This is a genomic window from Rhodopseudomonas pseudopalustris (genome assembly GCF_900110435.1).
In the GTDB taxonomy this organism is placed as follows: Bacteria; Pseudomonadota; Alphaproteobacteria; order Rhizobiales; family Xanthobacteraceae; genus Rhodopseudomonas; species Rhodopseudomonas pseudopalustris.
Genome location: NZ_FODT01000001.1, coordinates 395,851 through 412,735, shown reverse-complemented (window position 1 = coordinate 412,735; position 16,885 = coordinate 395,851). Strand labels below are relative to the sequence as shown.

Below are 16,885 nucleotides of genomic sequence, written 5' to 3'. Positions count from 1 at the left end.
GCGACGCTGCTCAGCGCGCCGCATGACTATCAGCACTTAAATATGAAGATGGCGCGTGGCCCGCCCAGAGCTCCGGTTCTGATCGAATCAGAACCGGAGCTCTGACTTTTTGTTCTGACGCGTTTTCTTCACGCGAACCGGTTTCCACTTCGCTCGAAAACGCTCTAATCGCGCCGGATCGCATTCAGGAGCTTTCGGGCGATACTCGCCGGCGTCTCGCCGCCGGGGCGGTACCAAGTGATCGCCCAGTTCATCGACCCCAGCAGTCCAAGTCTGAAGATGCGCCGATCGGTTCCTGCCGGCAGCGGCAGCTCTGCGATCAGATCCTTGAAAACGGCTTCGTAGCTGTCGCGAAGCGCAACAACCTGTTCTGGCAGGCCAGACACCGATAGGTGCGAGACCAGAACGGCGGCGAAGCGGCTTTTGTCCAGCAGGCTTTGCATGTGTGCGATGCAAGCCGCTTCCAGGCGAATCCAAGGGGCGGATCGGGGCTCGATCGCTGCCGTCACGGCGTCGACCGATTGCGACACGGCGAAGGAATAGACGGCGACGAACAACTCTTCCTTGGAAGAAAAGTGGTGATAGAGCGATCCCGGCAGGATGCCGACCGCTGCGGCGATGTCGCGCATCGACGTGTTTTCATAGCCCTTGTTGCCGAACAGCCGTGCCGCCTCGCTGATCAGCGCTTGTCGACGATCGCCGGAAAGCGCCGGCCGCTTGTCGGCCGCGCGGTCCTCCCGGGCGGGTTTGGCCTGTCGGGTTTGCGATGCGGTGCGGGTGCGTCGGCTTTTCGCGATCATCGGGTTCGTTCGGAATGAGGCTCGGGCTTCCTTACCCGACGTGCCCCATCGCGTCGAGCAACGCGCCGGCTTGCAAAACAAACGATTGTTTGGTTATGGTCTGCGGTATCGGGAAACGGATCGACGACTGATCTGAACAAGAAGAGGGAACATGGGAGCCTGGGAGGTCAAAGGTCCTGCGAAGGGTACTTGCAGGTCGTGGCGCGACGCTTATCCGGAACTTGCCGGAACGGTCGCCCGAATCACTGCTCCGCGCGGGCGCGGGATTGCGTGGGAAGGCACAGAGATCTGGGCCTATCGCGACCGGCCGAGCAGCATATCGGAGTGCCTTGCCGCAAATGTCGCGCGCTGGCCCGATCGCGAGGCCTACGTTTTCCATCCCGGCGGCGAGAGGCTGACATGGGGCGAAGTCGGCGCCCAAGTCGATCGCGTCGCTGCGGCGCTTCGACAGGAATTCGGTTTCGGGAAGCGCGACCGGCTATGTCTGCTGACGGCGGGCTGCCCGGAATACGTCATCGCCTATCTCGCCATTGTGCAGCTCGGCGGCGTCGCCGTGCCGGTCAATCTCGGGCTGACCGATGAAGGACTGGCGGCGCAGATCAACAAGGTTGGCGCCAAGGGGCTGGTGGTCTCTTCCGAGGTCTGGAGCGGCAAGCTCGATGCGGTGCGCGGCGGCCTCGACAGCGTCGAGGCGGTGTTCGTCATCGGCGGCGCGGCGCCGCAAGGAACGCTGGCTTTCTCCGAACTAAGCTCCCTGAGAACGACGCCGGTCGATCACGAGGCGGTCGATGAATGGGATCTGTGTGCGATCTCCTTCACGTCGGGCACGACCGGCGTGCCGAAGGGGACGATGGCGATGCACATCAATGCGCTCGGCTGCGCGCAGAACGTGGTGATCGCAGCCAAGGGGCTGGGCCCCGACGACGTCAACCTGTGTATGCCGCCTTTGTATCACAACACGGCGGTCTATGCGGATTTCCTGCCTGCGCTGCTGAGTGGCGGAAAATGCGTGATCATGTCGGCGTTCACGCCGCTGGAGGCCATCAAGCTGATCGAGGCCGAGCGGGCAACGTGGGCCGTCGCGGCCCCGATCATGCTCTGGATGATGATGAACCATCCGGAATTCAGGAACCACGACTGCTCGACGCTCAAGAAGATCCTCTTCGGCGGCCATGCGTCATCCGAAACCTTCATCAACCAGCTCAATCGCGAATTCGCGCCGATCGCGATGGTGAACGCCGGCTCGGTGTCGGAGAGCACGGCGGTCGGTTTCGCGCTGCCCACCGAAGACGCGATCCGCAAGATCACCAGTTGCGGCCTCGCGACTCCGAATACCGACATCGCCATCTTCGACGATGCCGGCAACGAAGTTCTCGAGCCCAACGTGATTGGTGAAGTTGCCTATCGTGGCCAGCAGACCAATGCGGGGTATTGGGAAGAACCAGGCAAGACCGCCGAAGTCTTTCGCCGCGACGGCTTTGTGCTGTCCGGTGACTGGGCCAAGATCGACGAAGACGGCTATCTCTGGCTGCTCGACCGCAAGAAAGACATGGTCGTGCGGGGCGGCCAGAACGTCTACTGCATCGAGGTCGAGAACAAGTTGTACCTGCACCCCAAGGTCCTGCGGGCAGCGGTCGTCGGCGTGCCGGACCACGTGTTCTCGGAGCGATTGAAGGCGGTCGTGGTGCTCAAGCCCGGTGAGAGTGCAACAGCCGACGAGATCCGCGAGCATTGCGCCAAGCATCTCGCCAAATACGAGACGCCGGAATACGTGGTGTTCGGAGCCAGTCTGCCAGCCAATGCCGCAGGAAAGACCCTGAAGCGGCCGCTGGTGGACTTCTGGGGCGACTCGCCGGGCACACCGCTTGCGCGATTCTCCGCATTTTGCGCCAGCCTGCCGCCGGCGTTGTTCGATACGCCGCATCTCAAGCTTGATGGACAGCCGATGACGCCCCGCGAGGCGCTGGGCGAACTCGAACAAGGCTCCGAGCGCGGGCAACATCTTGCGCGAATGATCGAACAGCAGGGCGTCTGTGGGCTGACTACGCCCGACGAAGCCAGATTTCGCAAGTGATAGCTGAGCGATGACCGCTGAAGCGGGACCCGGCAATCGGGTCCCGCGCGCCGCGCTGCCTGCGTGGAACGAACCGGGAGTTTCTTCGATGCTGAGTCTCGACTTCGCCGATCCCAAGATCAACGCCGATCCGTTCCCGGTCTTCGCGCAGTTGCGGGAGAGTGATCCGGTGCATTGGTCGCCGGTCCTGAAGGCGTGGGTGATTACGCGCTATGACGACGTGCGGCGCGTGGCGGTGTCGAACGCCGACATGTCGGCGGAGCGACTGGCGCCGTTCTTCGCGACGGTGCCCGCCGAGAGCCAGGGCGGCTTTGCCAATCTGATGACCTACCTCGGAAAATGGATGGTTTTCCGGGATCCGCCCGAGCATACCCGGTTGCGTCGGCTGTTCACCAAGGCTTTCACCTCGCGATCTGTGATGGCGCTGGAGCCCAATGTCGGGGAGATCGTCGCGCTGCTGTTCGACGAGATGGAGCAAAAGGCGCGCAGCACCGGAGTGGTCGACTGGATTGCGGATTTTGCCTACCCTTTGCCGGCGACGGTGATGATGGATCTGCTCGGCGTGCCGCGAGACGATCTGCATCGCGTCAAGGACTGGTCGAACGACATCGCTTTGTTCATCGGAACGTCGCGCGCGACGGCGGACAAATATCTCCGCGCAGAGGCCGGGGCGAAGGCCATGGCAGAGTATTTTCGCGGCATCATCGCCAGCCGGACGGTCGATCCGCAGGATGATATCATCAGCCAGCTCGTGACCGAGCCCGACAAGCGCGAGGCGCTGACCGATGACGAGGTGATCGCAACCTGCATCCTCCTGCTGTTCGCAGGGCATGAAACGACCACCAACCTGCTCGGCAACGGGTTCTACTACACGATGAACGCGCCGGAGCAGTGGGCGCGCGTCAAGGACGATCCATCGTTGGCCGAAACGGCGGTCGAAGAATGGCTGCGGTATGACGGGCCGAGTGGCGCCCTGGTGCGCGTCGTCACCGCCGATGTGGAGTTCGGCGGCCGGACGATGCTGCAGGGGCAGCGCGTGTTCGCCTTCATCAATTCGGCCAACCGCGATCCCGAGCAGTTCGGGGATGCGGATCGCCTCGATCTCGGCCGATCGCCGAATCCGCATTTGACATTCGGTCATGGCATTCACTTTTGCCTCGGCGCTCAGCTCGCGAGACTCGAAGGACAGATCGCCCTGCGCGCCCTGATCGAGCGGTTTCCCGGGATTTCCCTTGCAACGGATTCCGCGCCGGGGTGGAGGGATTCGATCATCCTCCGAGGCATGCAATCGCTCCCGATCCGCCTGCGCTGACGCGCCTGACGAGACGTATTCGACACTGGTGAGAAAGATGATGCCTGAAGTCTATGTGATCGGAACTGCCTGTACGCCGTTCGGCAAGAGGCCGCAGACCAGCTTCAAGGCATTGACCCGAGAGGCGTATCTTGCGGCGCTGGCGGACGCGGGGATGGCGGATGGACGCGACATTGCGATGGCGTGGTTTGGAAACTGCGGCATGGGGACATTCGGACAGCGCAATATTCGCGGACAGGTCTGCCTCTCTCCGCTGGTGCGGGAGGGGCTGTTCCCCGAGCGCATCCCGACGATGAATGTCGAAGGCGGCTGCGCGACGGCCTCTCAGGCCCTGCATGGCGCATGGAAGGACATCGCGTCGGGCGACGCGCAGCTCTCGCTCGCCATCGGCGTCGAGAAGACCTTCGTTCCGGACGACCCGGCACGAACGCAGGAGATCTTCGACGGCGGGATCGATCAGCTCGATCCCGGCGAATGGCTCGCCTACTACCGCGACGCCGGTGAGGTCAGTGGCAAGCCGTTCCAGCCGGATGACAAGCGCGGCACCATCTTCATGGATACTTACGCGATGCAGGCGGCGTATCACATGAAACGCTACGGCACGACGCAGCGCCAGATCGCGATCGGCGCGGCCAAGAACCATCATCACGGAAGCCTGAATCCGCTGGCGCAATATCGGTTCACGATGACGGCCGATGAGGTCCTGGCCGATCGCCCGATCAGCTATCCGCTGACACGCAGCATGTGTGCGCCGATCGGCGACGGCGCCGCCGCCGCTCTGGTCTGCTCGAAGGATTATCTTGCGTCATTGCCGCGCGGGGTGCGGGAGCGGGCGGTGAAGATCAGGGCCAGCACGATGTCGGGCGGCAAATACCGGTCGCTCGACGAGCCTGGGCTCTCGCGCATTGCCGCCGACAGGGCCTATAAAATGGCGGGGATTTCGCCGTCGGACATCGATATCGCCGAGGTTCATGACGCCACCTCGTTCTGCGAGATCTATCAGGTCGAGATGCTGCGCTTCTGCGCAGAAGGACAAGGCGGCGCCTATGTCGCCTCAGGCGAGACCGCGCTCGGCGGCGATCGTCCGGTGAATCTGTCCGGGGGACTGGTCTCCAAGGGACATCCGGTCGGAGCCACAGGTCTTTCGATGATCCATGAGCTGGTGCTGCAGTTGCGCGGCGAGGCCGGCGAACGGCAGGCCAAAAAAGCGCGGCTGGCGCTGGCGGAAAATGGCGGCGGCGTCGTCGGCTTCGATGAAGCCGCCTGCGCGATCACGATCCTGGAGAGGCTCGAGCCCAACTGAACTGCCGGGCAGATTCGACTGGCTCTACACGTCCACCGTGGCGCTCAGCGAATTCTCCTGGATGAATTCGCGGCGGGGTTCGACGACGTCGCCCATCAGCTTGGTGAAGAGGTCGTCGGCTTCGTCGACTTCGCGCACCTTGACCTGCAGCAGCGAGCGGGCGTTGGTGTCGAGCGTGGTTTCCCAGAGCTGGCTCGGGTTCATCTCGCCGAGGCCTTTGTAGCGCTGCAGCGAGACGCCCTTGCGGCCGGCGTCGGTCACGGCCTCGAACAGGCTGACCGGGCCATGGATCGCCGTCTCGGTGTCCTTCCGCCGCAGCACGCCGGGGCGGGGATAGGCTTCCTGCAGAATCGCGGCGTATTCGTCGAGCTTGCGGGCGTCGGCCGAGCCGAGCAGCGCGTCGTCGATGATCGCGACGTCTTTCACGCCGCGCACGGTGCGCTCGAAGCTGAAGCCCTCGCCCTCGGTGAAGCGCCCGACCCAGCCGCGCTCGACCTCGTCGGCCAGCGCGTCGAGCCGGCGCGCGATGTAGGCCGCCGCCTCATTGGCGGTGGGGATGTCGCTGGTGATCCTCGGATTGAGCACGCCGGCGATCGCCGCCTGCTCGACCACCGAGCCGTTGTAGCGGCTGTGCAGATTGTGCAGCGTGCCGCGGACGATGCGGGCGTTCTCGACCAGCGCCAGCAGGTCGCGGCCGGAGCGCTCCTCGCCGCTGGCGGGGCGGAAGATGCAGTCGTCGAGCCCGGTCGAGATCAGATAGTCCTCGAGCGCGCGCTCGTCCTTGAGATACTGCTCCGACTTGCCGCGCGTCACTTTGTAGAGCGGCGGCTGCGCGATGTAGAGGAAGCCGCCCTCGATCAGCGCCGGCATCTGCCGGAAGAAGAACGTCAGCAGCAGCGTGCGGATATGCGCGCCGTCGACGTCGGCGTCGGTCATCAGGATGATCTTGTGGTAGCGCAGCTTCGACAGATCGAAATCGTCCCGGCCGATGCCGGTGCCGAGCGCGGTGATCAGCGTGCCGATCTGCTCGGAGCCGAGCATCTTGTCGAAGCGCGCGCGCTCGACGTTCAGGATCTTGCCGCGCAGCGGCAGCACGGCCTGGAATTCGCGGTTGCGGCCCTGCTTGGCGGAGCCGCCGGCGGAGTCACCCTCGACGATGAACAGTTCGGATTTCGACGGATCGCGTTCCTGGCAGTCGGCGAGCTTGCCGGGCAATGAGGCGATGTCGAGCGCGCCCTTGCGCCGCGTCAGCTCGCGCGCTTTTCGCGCGGCTTCGCGGGCGGCGGCGGCCTCGATCACCTTGCCGACGATCACCTTCGCTTCGGACGGATGCTCCTCGAACCATGCTGCGAGCGCTTCGTTCAGCACGTTCTCGACCACCGGGCGCACTTCCGAGGACACCAGCTTGTCCTTGGTCTGCGACGAGAATTTCGGGTCCGGCACTTTCACCGAGAGCACCGCGGTCAGCCCCTCGCGGCAATCGTCGCCGGTCAGCGCGATCTTTTCCTTCTTGGCGTTGGAATCCGCGTAGCCGTTGACCTGCCGGGTCAGCGCGGCGCGGAAGCCGGCCAGATGCGTGCCGCCGTCGCGCTGCGGGATGTTGTTGGTGAAGCACAGCACGTTCTCGTGGTAGGTCTCGTTCCACCACAAAGCGACTTCGACGCCGATGCCGTTGAGATCGGCCGCGAGCACGATCGGCGCGGGCACGATCGGCTTCTTGTTGCGGTCGAGATACTTCACGAATTCGGTGACGCCGCCCTCGTAGCGCATCTCCTCGCGCTTCTCGACCGCGTGACGCATGTCGGACAGCACGATGTTGACGCCGGAATTCAGGAAGGCGAGCTCGCGCAGCCGATGCTCCAGCGTGGCGAAGTCATATTCGATGTGGGTGAAGGTTTCCGGCGATGCAAAAAACGTCACCTCGGTGCCGCGCCGGCCATTGGCGTCGCCGACCACGCTGAGCGGCGCCACCGCGTCGCCATGGGCGAATTCGATGATGTGCTCCTTGCCGTTGCGCCAGACCCGCAGGATCAGCTTGCTCGACAGCGCGTTGACCACCGAGACGCCGACGCCGTGCAGACCGCCGGACACCTTGTAGGAGTTCTGGTCGAATTTTCCGCCGGCGTGCAGCTGGGTCATGATGACCTCGGCCGCGGAAATGCCTTCGCCCTTGTGGATGTCGACCGGAATGCCGCGACCGTCGTCGCGCACCGTCACCGAGCCGTCGGCGTTCAGTACCACTTCGACCGCGGTGGCGTGGCCGGCCAGCGCCTCGTCGATGGCGTTGTCGACGACTTCGTACACCATGTGGTGCAGGCCGCTGCCGTCGTCGGTGTCGCCGATATACATGCCCGGCCGCTTGCGCACGGCGTCGAGGCCCTTCAGCACCCGGATCGATTCCGCGCCGTATTCGGCCGGAACGGAAGGCGGGGTTTCGGCGATCGGCTGCCGGGCGGGTTCAGTCATGCAGGGACCTTTGAAGGATGAAATCGAATCGGCGTGCGAGGGCGCGATGAAGCGCCATTTGTGCCATGAAAGACGGATTGCGCCTAGCCCAAAGTGGCACGATGCAAGTTATTGAAGAAATGGGATTTTCAGCGGGTTTTACAAGTCCGGATCGGGCCGATTTCGAGGCGCCCGGAAGGGCGTGCGCGCGGCGCGGTTCCGGACGTTCCAAGGCGGTCAGATCGGCTCATTTTTGCGGTGCGATCCGGCCCGACTCGACGGTGAAAATCTCGGCATCGGGGCCGATCTCGGCGAAGCCCGCCGGATCGGCGCCGGTCATCCAGACTTGCGCGCCAAGCCGCTCGAGTTCCGCAAACAACGCGCGGCGGCGGGCGGGGTCGAGATGCGCCACCACCTCGTCGAGCAGCAGCAGGGGCGTGATGCCGGTGATCTCGGAGACGAGCTGCGCATGGGCGAGCACCAGCCCGATCAGCAGCGCCTTCTGCTCGCCGGTGGAGGCGTCGCGCGCCGGCATCGCCTTCGGCGCATAGATCACCTGGAGATCGGTGAGATGCGGGCCGTCGAGGGTGCGGCCGGCGGCGGCGTCGCGCGGGCGGCCATCGCGCAGGATCGCGCGGTAGCGATCCTCGACCGCGGTCGCCGGTTCGGTCAGCAGCGCGCTTTCCATCCAGCCGTCGAGCATGATCTTTGCCGACGGAAACGCCGACGCCGCGCCGCGGGCGTCGAGCATCGCGGCGAGCCGCGCCGCGGTCTGGCCGCGCATCGCCGCGACCGCGACGGCGAGTTCGGCAGTTTCGCGCTCGATCGCGTCGAGCCAGTGGCGGTCCGCGTTGCGTTCCTCCAGCAGCCGGTTGCGCGAGCGCAGGCTGCGGTCGAGCGCCGAGACCCGGCTGGAATGCTGGCTGTCGATCGCCAGCACCAGGCGATCGAAAAACCGCCGCCGTTCCGACGCCGCGCCCATGAACAGTCCGTCCATCGCAGGCGTCAGCCACACCATGCGCAGATGATCGCCGAAGGCGGTGGCGGAGCCGACCGGCTCGCGGTCGATCCGGCAGCGCCGCGTCGTGGCGGCGTCGGCGCGCGGTGGGTCGATCCCGGTGCCGAGCGTGGCGAGGCCGAGCGCGCCCTCGACCTCGGCCGACACCGCCCAGGAGCCGTCGCCCTGATGGTCGGAGACGTCGTCGAGCGTGGCGCGGCGCAGGCCGCGGCCGGGCGACAGAAACGAGATCGCCTCGAGACAATTGGTCTTGCCCGCGCCGTTCGCGCCCACCAGCACCACCCGTTCGCCACGCGTATGCAACGCCGCCGCCCGATAATTTCGGAAGTGCGTCAGCGTCAGCCGGGTGATGCGGGATGCGGTCATATATCAGCCGGACTCGATGCGTCGCAAGGCACCGCAACTTGCTCTGCCGTCACCCTCCGCGAAAGCGGAGGGCCCAGTATTCCAGAGCGTTCGTGTTCGGCCGAAGCGCTTTGGGCTACTGGGTCGCCCGGTCAATCCGGGTGACGACGGGTGGTGTTGCTGAAGCGACGTCCCCTACACCCGCATCGGCATCAGCACATACAGTGCGTTCTTGGTGTCGCGGTCCTGGATCAGGGTCGGCGAGCCGGGGTCGGCGAGCTTCAACACCGCGACTTCGCCCTCGATCTGGGCTGCGATGTCGAGCAAATAGCGGGAGTTGAAACCGATATCGAGCGCGTCGGAGGCGTATTCGACCTCGAGCTCTTCGGTGGCGCTGCCGGAATCCGGATTGGTCACCGACAGCACGAGCTTGCCGGCGCTCAAGGCCAGCTTCACCGCGCGGCCGCGCTCGGAGGAAATCGTCGAGACGCGATCGACCGCGGCTTCGAATTCCTTCTTGTCGACCACCAGTTCCTTGTCGTTGTTCTGCGGAATGACGCGGCCGTAATCCGGGAAGGTGCCGTCGATCAGCTTCGAGGTCAGCACCACATTGCCGATGGTGAAGCGGATCTTGCCGGCGGATAGTTCGATGGCGATCTCGGCGTCGTTGTCCTCGATCAGCCGCTGGACTTCGCCGACCGTCTTGCGCGGCACGATCACGCCGGGCATCCCGCTGGCGCCGGCGGGTTGCGCCAGATCGACCTGCGCCAGGCGATGGCCGTCGGTCGCGACCGCGCGCAGCGTCGCGGCTTTTGCCGAGCCCGCAGTGTGCAGATAGATGCCGTTGAGATAATAGCGCGTCTCCTCGGTGGAGATCGCGAACTGGGTGCGGTCGATCAGCCGCTTCACGTCGGAAGCGGCGAGCGAGAAGGAATGCGACATCTCGCCGGCGGCGAGATCGGGAAAGTCGCTCTCCGGCAGGGTCTGCAGCGTGAAGCGCGAGCGCCCGGCGCGGATCGCCAGCACCGAACGATCGCCGTCGCTCTCCAGCACGATCTGCGAGCCGTCGGGCAATTTGCGCACGATGTCGTAGAACATATGTGCCGGCACGGTGGTCGAGCCCGCGGTGGCGGTCTCAGCCGGCAGCGTCTCGATCACTTCGAGGTCGAGGTCGGTCGCCTTCAATGCAAGCTGGGCGTTTTCGGCGCGCACCAGCACGTTGCCGAGAATCGGAATGGTGTTACGGCGCTCGACCACGCGGTGGACGTGGCCCAGCGACTTCAGAAGTTGCGCGCGTTCGACCGTGACCTTCATTGCAAAACCCGCCTGATCCGCACCCACATCGTGTGATGGAGTCGCCGGATGTACTGGAGAAGCCGGGCAGCCAGAGACGGCGCCACGGCAATGGGGACCCTGCGGGCGTCGCCCGAACCCGCGGGGGGTCCGCAGGTTGGCGTGGTTACGCGGCGGACGCAAGGGTGGGTTGCCGGGATGGCCCCGAATTTCCACGAGTTTTGCGAGAAGACCCCCGCAGCGCGGCGGTTCGCCGGCCGATGCGCGAGCCGATGCGCCAGCCTATTCCTGAAGCTGGCGCTTGAGCGATTCCACCTCGTCGGACAGCGTGACGTCCTTCGACACCAGCCCTTCGATCTTGCGCACGGCGTGCAGCACCGTGGTGTGATCGCGTCCGCCGAAGCGGCGGCCGATTTCCGGCAGCGAGCGCAGCGTCAGCGTCTTGGCAAGATACATCGCCACCTGGCGCGGCCGCACCACATTGGCGGTACGGCGCGACGACAACAGGTCGGAGCGGCTGACATTGTACTGCCGCGCGACGACGCGCTGAATGTCCTCGATCTTGATCCGCTTCGGTTCCTGCGGCCGGATCAGGTCGCGCACCTCGTGCTCGGCCATCTCCAGCGTCACCGGCTGAGCATTCAGTTTGGAATGCGCCAGCAGCCGGTTGATCGCGCCTTCGAGGTCGCGGCCGTTATGGGTGATGGCGTGGGCGAGATATTCCAGCACCGATTGCGGCACGTCGAAGCTCGCATGATGGGTGCGGGCCGCGACCACGCGCGACTTCAGAATGCCGAGCCGCAGCTCTTCGCCGAGCGGCGCCATTTCGACCACGAGGCCGCCGGCGAGCCGCGAGCGGACGCGTTCGTCGAGGCTTTCGAGATCCGCCGGCGGACGATCGGCCGCCACCACGACCTGCCGGCCGGCGTCGATCAGCGCGTTCAGGGTGTGACAGAATTCGGCCTGGGTGGTCTTGCCCTGCAGGAACTGCAGATCGTCGATCACCAGCACGTCGATGCCGCGCAGAGCTTCCTTGAAGGCGAGCGAGGTCTGCGTCTTCAGTGAAGCGACGAAGCCGTACATGAATTTCTCGGCGGTGAGATACAGCACCTTGCGCTCGGTGCCGGAATTGCCGGCCCAGGTCACCGCCTGCAGCAGATGCGTCTTGCCGAGGCCGACGCCGGAATGGATGTACAGCGGGTTGAACATCACCGGATCGCCGCGGCGGCCTTCCGCTACCTGCTTTGCGGCGGCGTGCGCCAGCGTGTTGGAGCGTCCGACGACGAAGCTCGCAAATGTGAGCCGCGGATCGAGCGGCGAGCCGCCGAGTGCGTCATGATTGGAAGGGGCCGGCGCGGCCGCGTGGCTGCGCGCGTCCGCCGCCGGACGGTGCTCGTCGCGGCGATGCTCGGCCGGCGCGGGCGCTTCCTTCGTCGCCGCGGCGCGCATCGGCGAGCGTACGGTGAGATCGATGCGGCAAACCTCCGGCATTTCCGCCTGCCAGCAGGTCAGCACCTTCTCGGAATAGTGCGTCTGGATCCAGCTCTTCAGAAACCGCGTCGGCACCGACAAATGCACGCTTTCCTGCTGAACGGCTTCGAGGTCCATCCGCGCGAACCAGCTCGAATAGACGTCCTCGCCGACGCTCGAGCGCAAACGGCCTTTTACGCGAGACCAGCGATCATGTTCCATATTCGACATTTCAGCAGCTTTTCAGAAGGAGTGATGTTCAACGCAGAAGGCGAAACCATGACGGCTCACGCCGCTCTGCGGCGTCGCGAAGCAAACTCCGGACACTGCTCCGCTGTTCGGCAACGCGCCGACGTCAGGTCAGGATCCGATTAATGGGATTGCTTCAGGTCAGCGCGGACTCGACGGATGCACCGGAGTTCGATCGCAACAGCGACTGATGATTGTTGTGGACGTCTTGAAATAATCTCGGGCCGAAACCTCGGCGTCCTGGAATGAAGCGTTGAATTCGTTGCTCATGAAAACCTCCCCCTCTCGACGCGCTTGCACGCGGCAAGATGTCGTCAAACCCCGAGCCAATTCTGCGTTCCATTACCGCTGCGTCGTCTTCGTCACGAATGGTTGTCGCGCGCCCCTGCCATCGCTCGTTCGAAACGTTCGCAAGCGAACGCCTCGCAAGCATTCAGACACAGCTTCGCCGGTCTCATATTGCTATGAGTGACAACCGGGCTTTCGTTTGAAAAACGCCGCCAACACGCAAACCGCCGCCGATCTGCATGCCCGCCCCTGGTTCTCAAACCGCGCTGATCAGAAGAACCGAGGGCGTCGCGGGCGATCTAAGAAATACACGACCACCCTTTTCCCGCAACGGAATTGATTCGATTCGAGCGGCGCGAAACCCGGCTTGGGCCATGCGCGATTAGCCGGTGGGGTTTTTCGGCGAAGGCAAGATTTTGAATCTGTGCGCAGATTCCAAACGCGGAGGCGTCGTGACGAATCCATTGCGCGCCCAAAAGTTTTTCATGAATCCTTTACCTTTGGTGGCTGCGCGACGGCCTTTTCAAGGCGCTCGCTTTCGCATTGCCGATAAGTGTATCGCGGGCCGCGTTTTTTCGTGAGCGTTCCGACAGGGTAACCCACGCGCTGTTTGCACTGCGTAGAGTTCCGAGGCGCGCGCAAAACGCGCGTATGCGATGTTCGTCACACGACAAGTTGCGACTGTGCTGCAGTGCTTTTTTAAACGCTGCGCAGGCAGCTTGACGACGCGCACGGCGCGTTTCGCGCAGTGCGTTCTGCATTGTCCATCGTCGTCGACGTGTGCGCCGCATTCGATGCTTGAACGCGATCGTCGATCGTCGTGTATCGATCGATGCGAACGCGCGTCTGATGAGTTCGCAACGATATTGTGGCGTCGAGGGAGTGCGTTGCGCGGTTCCGCGTGGCGCGAAAATGGCGCATCACGAGAAGGCGGCGTCACGAAGAAAGGCGCGTATCGCGCGCGCAAAAAAAATGCCCGGCTGAGCCGGGCATTTTCTGATCTCGTAATGAGTTCGAGAATTACTTACCGAGCTGAGCGATCCGGCTCGCAAGGCGAGAGACCTTTCGGCTCGCGGCGTTCTTGTGAACGATGTTGCGCTGGGCGGCGCGCATCAGCGCCGGCTCGGCGTTCGCCAGCGCCTTCACCGCTGCGTCACGATCGCCGCTGGCGATGGCTTCTTCGACGGTCCGAACCGAACCGCGCATCTGGGTGCGGCGCGACTTGTTGACCGCGGTGCGCCGGGCAATCTTGCGAGTCGCTTTCTTCGCGGAAGACGTATTGGCCATGTTCTCTCAAATCCTGCAGCGGCCTCCGCTACGGAGGGCCGGGCTGATGGCGGAGCCGCCGATGATCGGAGCCTCGCCGTGTGTTCCGGATGTTCCTGAAGATTGTCCCTGGAGCCGACGGGCCGAAATCGCGACGTCGCATCAAAGAACAGCAGCGGCAGGGATAACCCCACCGCCATTGCCGGCCTTATAAAGCCACAACTTTCCAGCGTCAACGGCTGCGGCGTCCCAGTTTCGGCTGCGGACCGCCTTGGGATGCCGGCCCCGGCGCGCGCAAATTGTCGCCGAGGCCGGTATAAGTCGCTGGCGAGGTTGTGTTTTGTCCGCCCGCCCGGTAGAGCGGCCGGGGGGCGGTCAATTCCATCGGGGTGGACGATGATCCGCGGGTTCTTTCGACTGATCGGTTTGTTGCTGCTGACCGGGGGGTTCATCTTCCTGGTCTATGACGGCGCCCGTTCGGTCGCCGACAACGCGCTGCAATGGACCCGGCTCGGCGAGTTCTGGAACGACGTCCACCAGTCCAGCCAGAATGCGTTCCAGGTTTCGGTCGAGCAGACCGCGCCCTGGGTCTGGAGTCATGTCATCAAGCTGCTGCTGGCGCAGCCGACCTTTGCAGTGCTCGGAACGTTCGGCCTGCTGCTGCTGCTGCTGTTCCGGCCGCGCAAGCCCTTGATCGGCTACGCCCGGGACTGACACGCCGTCACACCTCACGTAACAACCCTATCGGTTGCCGCGTAGACACCTATATCCAGAATTCCGTTGAGAACCGATGGCGGTAGCTTCCCGCTAGCGCCGACGTCCATCGAACAACAGGCGGCCGGGCAGATCGTCGCCGCGGCGCGCCGGGAGGTGTCCATGTTCTTCATGCGCAAGTCGACCGTGATGCCGAGCGCCAGCGAAGCGCTGCCGGGCCGCGCTACGCCGATCCCCACTGCGCGCAGCCATTTCGTCAACGGCCATCGCATCCAGCCGCCTTTTCCTGAAGGACTGGAGCAGGCGGTGTTCGGGCTCGGCTGCTTCTGGGGGGCGGAGCGCAAGTTTTGGGAACTCGGCGACGGCGTTTACAGCACGGCGGTCGGTTATGCCGGCGGCTACACGCCGAATCCGACCTATGAGGAAGTCTGCTCGGGCCGCACCGGCCACACCGAAGTGGTGATGGTGGTGTTCGACCCGAACAAGGTGTCCTACGAAACGCTGCTGAAGACGTTCTGGGAAAGCCACGACCCGACGCAGGGCATGCGTCAGGGCAATGACGTCGGCTCGCAATATCGCTCGGCGATCTACACGATCAGCGACGCGCAGCGAAAGGCCGCCGACGCGTCGCGCGGCGCCTATCAGCAGGCACTCGCCGCCAAGCGGCTCGGGCCGATCACCACCGAGATCGCGCCGGCCGGAGAGTTCTACTTCGCCGAGGACGATCACCAGCAATATCTGGCGAAGAATCCCGGCGGCTATTGCGGGCTCGGCGGCACCGGCGTGTCGTGCCCGATCGGCGTCGCCGTCACCGCCTGAAGTCGAGCGTCGCCCCAACCCGTCCCTCTCCCGCAAGTGGGAGAGGGACTTTCGCGTGGTGCGGGCCGCGCCCCGCACGCCGCAACCGCCAATAATTTGTTAACCCTAACGCGGCATAAACGGAGCCATCTCGTGGAGAGGGAATGGCTCCAGTGCGTTTGGTAAGTGCGTTTCGATTGTCGATGATCGCCGTGACGGCAGCGCTCGCGCTCGGCGGCTGTATGCGGCGGTCGGGTCCGGTCGCGGTTCAGCCCTCGAACACGCTCGACAGCCTCGCTTATGGCGGCGGCTATGCCGCCCCCGGCCCGGTGGCGTATGCGGCCGCGCCGCTGCCGGCCAGCCCCCAACCCGAATATCGGCTCGACGCCGGCGACCGGCTGCGCATCGTGGTCTACGGTCAGGAAGGCCTTACCAACACCTACGCGATCGACGCGTCCGGCGCGATCACCATGCCGCTGATCGGCAGCGTGCCGGCGCGCGGCCGCACCGCCGCGGGTCTTGCCGCCGCGATCTCCGCGCGGCTGCGCAACGGCTTCATCCGCGAGCCGTCCGTGGCGGTCGAGATCGACTCCTATCGGCCGTTCTTCATTCTCGGCGAAGTGCTGGCGCCCGGGCAGTACCCGTATGTGCCGAACATGACCGTCGAAAGCGCGGTCGCGATCGCCGGCGGCTTTTCGCCGCGCGCCCGCCGCGACAGCGTGACGCTGACGCACCCGGAGGGCGGCGCCGTGGTTCGCGCCGTCGTCCCGCTCGGCACCCCGCTCACCCCTGGCGACACCGTGCTGGTCAGCGAACGCTGGTTCTGAAACTCGCCCCGGCATCCGCCGTCATCATCCAACGGGTCCCCCGCCTTCGCCGGGATGACGAAACGCGCGTCGCGCCGTTGCGCGCCGCACCGTTCGCGGAATACGGCTTCCTGTTACTTAACATCTCGGTTGACGTCGGCGCTCCGCCGCCGGCGACGCAGCGCTGGATTCGTCGTCGCCGCGGCTGCGGCGTTTACTGCCACATCCAGTTGCGGCCCCAATCGCCTTTCCAGCCGGTCAGCCGACCGTGGCGGAATTGCAGATACAGCCGGTCACGGCGATTGAAGAAGCCGCTGCCGCCGGCGGTGCGGATCACAAGGAAGACTTCGTCGCCGGGCCGTCCGCCGACATAGTTCAGCGGCATCCCGAGCGCACGTTCGGCTTCGAACGCATCCATGCCGAACGCCAGCGGCGCGGTGTTGGACAGCGTCGCGGTGAACGGCGGCGTGACGATCGCCGGCGCAAATTGCTGCGCCGAAACCGGGGCTGTGCTCAACGACGCGGCGACGATCAGCGCGAGCCGCACCAAGGCCATGCGGCGCAGCGCCTGCTGTGTGTCGTCGCCGTCGATCCGAGTATGTGCGGTTTGCGGCATCGTGGTCCTTTTGATCCCGCTATCATAAACGCAGTCTGCGCCGAAGCCAGTGCGCAACTGATCAAATCCGAACAATGCCGATCAAAAT

Annotated in this window: 13 protein-coding genes; 6 read left to right on the top strand and 7 right to left on the bottom strand. The window is 64.6% G+C overall.

Annotated elements, in window-relative coordinates:
• Positions 1-164 precede the first annotated feature (164 nt).
• On the bottom strand, positions 165-800 hold the full coding sequence (locus BMY71_RS01945) for a TetR/AcrR family transcriptional regulator (RefSeq protein ID WP_092681347.1): 636 nt from the start codon (positions 798-800) through the stop codon (positions 165-167).
• A 151-nt stretch (positions 801-951) separates the two neighbouring features.
• Between BMY71_RS01945 and BMY71_RS01940 the strand changes: the two genes are divergently transcribed.
• The 3 genes from BMY71_RS01940 (at position 952) to BMY71_RS01930 (ending at position 5,489) form a co-directional block, all read left to right on the top strand.
• Positions 952-2,874, top strand: coding sequence for a class I adenylate-forming enzyme family protein (locus BMY71_RS01940; protein WP_092681345.1), 1,923 nt, complete (start codon positions 952-954; stop codon positions 2,872-2,874).
• 88 nt (positions 2,875-2,962) lie between these two features.
• Positions 2,963-4,186, top strand: coding sequence for a cytochrome P450 (locus tag BMY71_RS01935; RefSeq protein WP_092681711.1), 1,224 nt, complete (start codon positions 2,963-2,965; stop codon positions 4,184-4,186).
• 40 nt (positions 4,187-4,226) lie between these two features.
• Positions 4,227-5,489 (top strand): thiolase family protein, encoded by a 1,263-nt coding sequence (locus tag BMY71_RS01930; RefSeq protein ID WP_244525955.1) that lies wholly within the window; start codon positions 4,227-4,229, stop codon positions 5,487-5,489.
• A gap of 24 nt (positions 5,490-5,513) precedes the next feature.
• Here the strand turns inward: BMY71_RS01930 and gyrB are convergent, their stop codons facing one another.
• From gyrB to rpsT, 5 genes are all read right to left on the bottom strand, one after another.
• On the bottom strand, positions 5,514-7,955 hold the full coding sequence (gene gyrB, locus BMY71_RS01925; RefSeq protein WP_092681341.1) for a DNA topoisomerase (ATP-hydrolyzing) subunit B: 2,442 nt from the start codon (positions 7,953-7,955) through the stop codon (positions 5,514-5,516).
• Positions 7,956-8,181: 226 nt separating this feature from the next.
• The gene (recF, locus tag BMY71_RS01920; RefSeq protein WP_092681339.1) at positions 8,182-9,318 is read right to left on the bottom strand and encodes a DNA replication/repair protein RecF; all 1,137 of its coding nucleotides are present in this window, start codon (positions 9,316-9,318) and stop codon (positions 8,182-8,184) included.
• Positions 9,319-9,492: 174 nt separating this feature from the next.
• A complete protein-coding gene (gene dnaN / locus BMY71_RS01915) occupies positions 9,493-10,611 on the bottom strand; it encodes a DNA polymerase III subunit beta (protein ID WP_011500435.1) in 1,119 nt (372 codons plus the stop codon).
• A gap of 261 nt (positions 10,612-10,872) precedes the next feature.
• Positions 10,873-12,291, bottom strand: coding sequence for a chromosomal replication initiator protein DnaA (gene dnaA, locus BMY71_RS01910; RefSeq protein ID WP_092681337.1), 1,419 nt, complete (start codon positions 12,289-12,291; stop codon positions 10,873-10,875).
• A gap of 1,326 nt (positions 12,292-13,617) precedes the next feature.
• Positions 13,618-13,884 (bottom strand): 30S ribosomal protein S20, encoded by a 267-nt coding sequence (gene rpsT, locus BMY71_RS01905; protein WP_011504796.1) that lies wholly within the window; start codon positions 13,882-13,884, stop codon positions 13,618-13,620.
• Positions 13,885-14,259: 375 nt separating this feature from the next.
• Here rpsT and BMY71_RS01900 point away from each other — a divergent pair, with 375 nt between their 5' ends.
• From BMY71_RS01900 to BMY71_RS01890, 3 genes are all read left to right on the top strand, one after another.
• On the top strand, positions 14,260-14,577 hold the full coding sequence (locus BMY71_RS01900; RefSeq protein ID WP_092681335.1) for a hypothetical protein: 318 nt from the start codon (positions 14,260-14,262) through the stop codon (positions 14,575-14,577).
• A gap of 162 nt (positions 14,578-14,739) precedes the next feature.
• Positions 14,740-15,396, top strand: coding sequence for a peptide-methionine (S)-S-oxide reductase MsrA (msrA, locus tag BMY71_RS01895; RefSeq protein WP_041806153.1), 657 nt, complete (start codon positions 14,740-14,742; stop codon positions 15,394-15,396).
• Between the two features lie 143 nt (positions 15,397-15,539).
• Positions 15,540-16,202 carry a polysaccharide biosynthesis/export family protein gene (locus BMY71_RS01890; RefSeq protein ID WP_011504793.1) on the top strand — a complete coding sequence of 221 codons (663 nt, stop codon included), beginning with the start codon at positions 15,540-15,542 and terminating at the stop codon, positions 16,200-16,202.
• A gap of 193 nt (positions 16,203-16,395) precedes the next feature.
• On the opposite strand, the gene BMY71_RS01885 is transcribed toward BMY71_RS01890, so the two are convergent.
• Positions 16,396-16,797: a hypothetical protein gene (locus BMY71_RS01885; protein ID WP_092681709.1), complete on the bottom strand. Its 402-nt coding sequence runs from the start codon at positions 16,795-16,797 to the stop codon at positions 16,396-16,398.
• Positions 16,798-16,885: the final 88 nt, after the last annotated feature.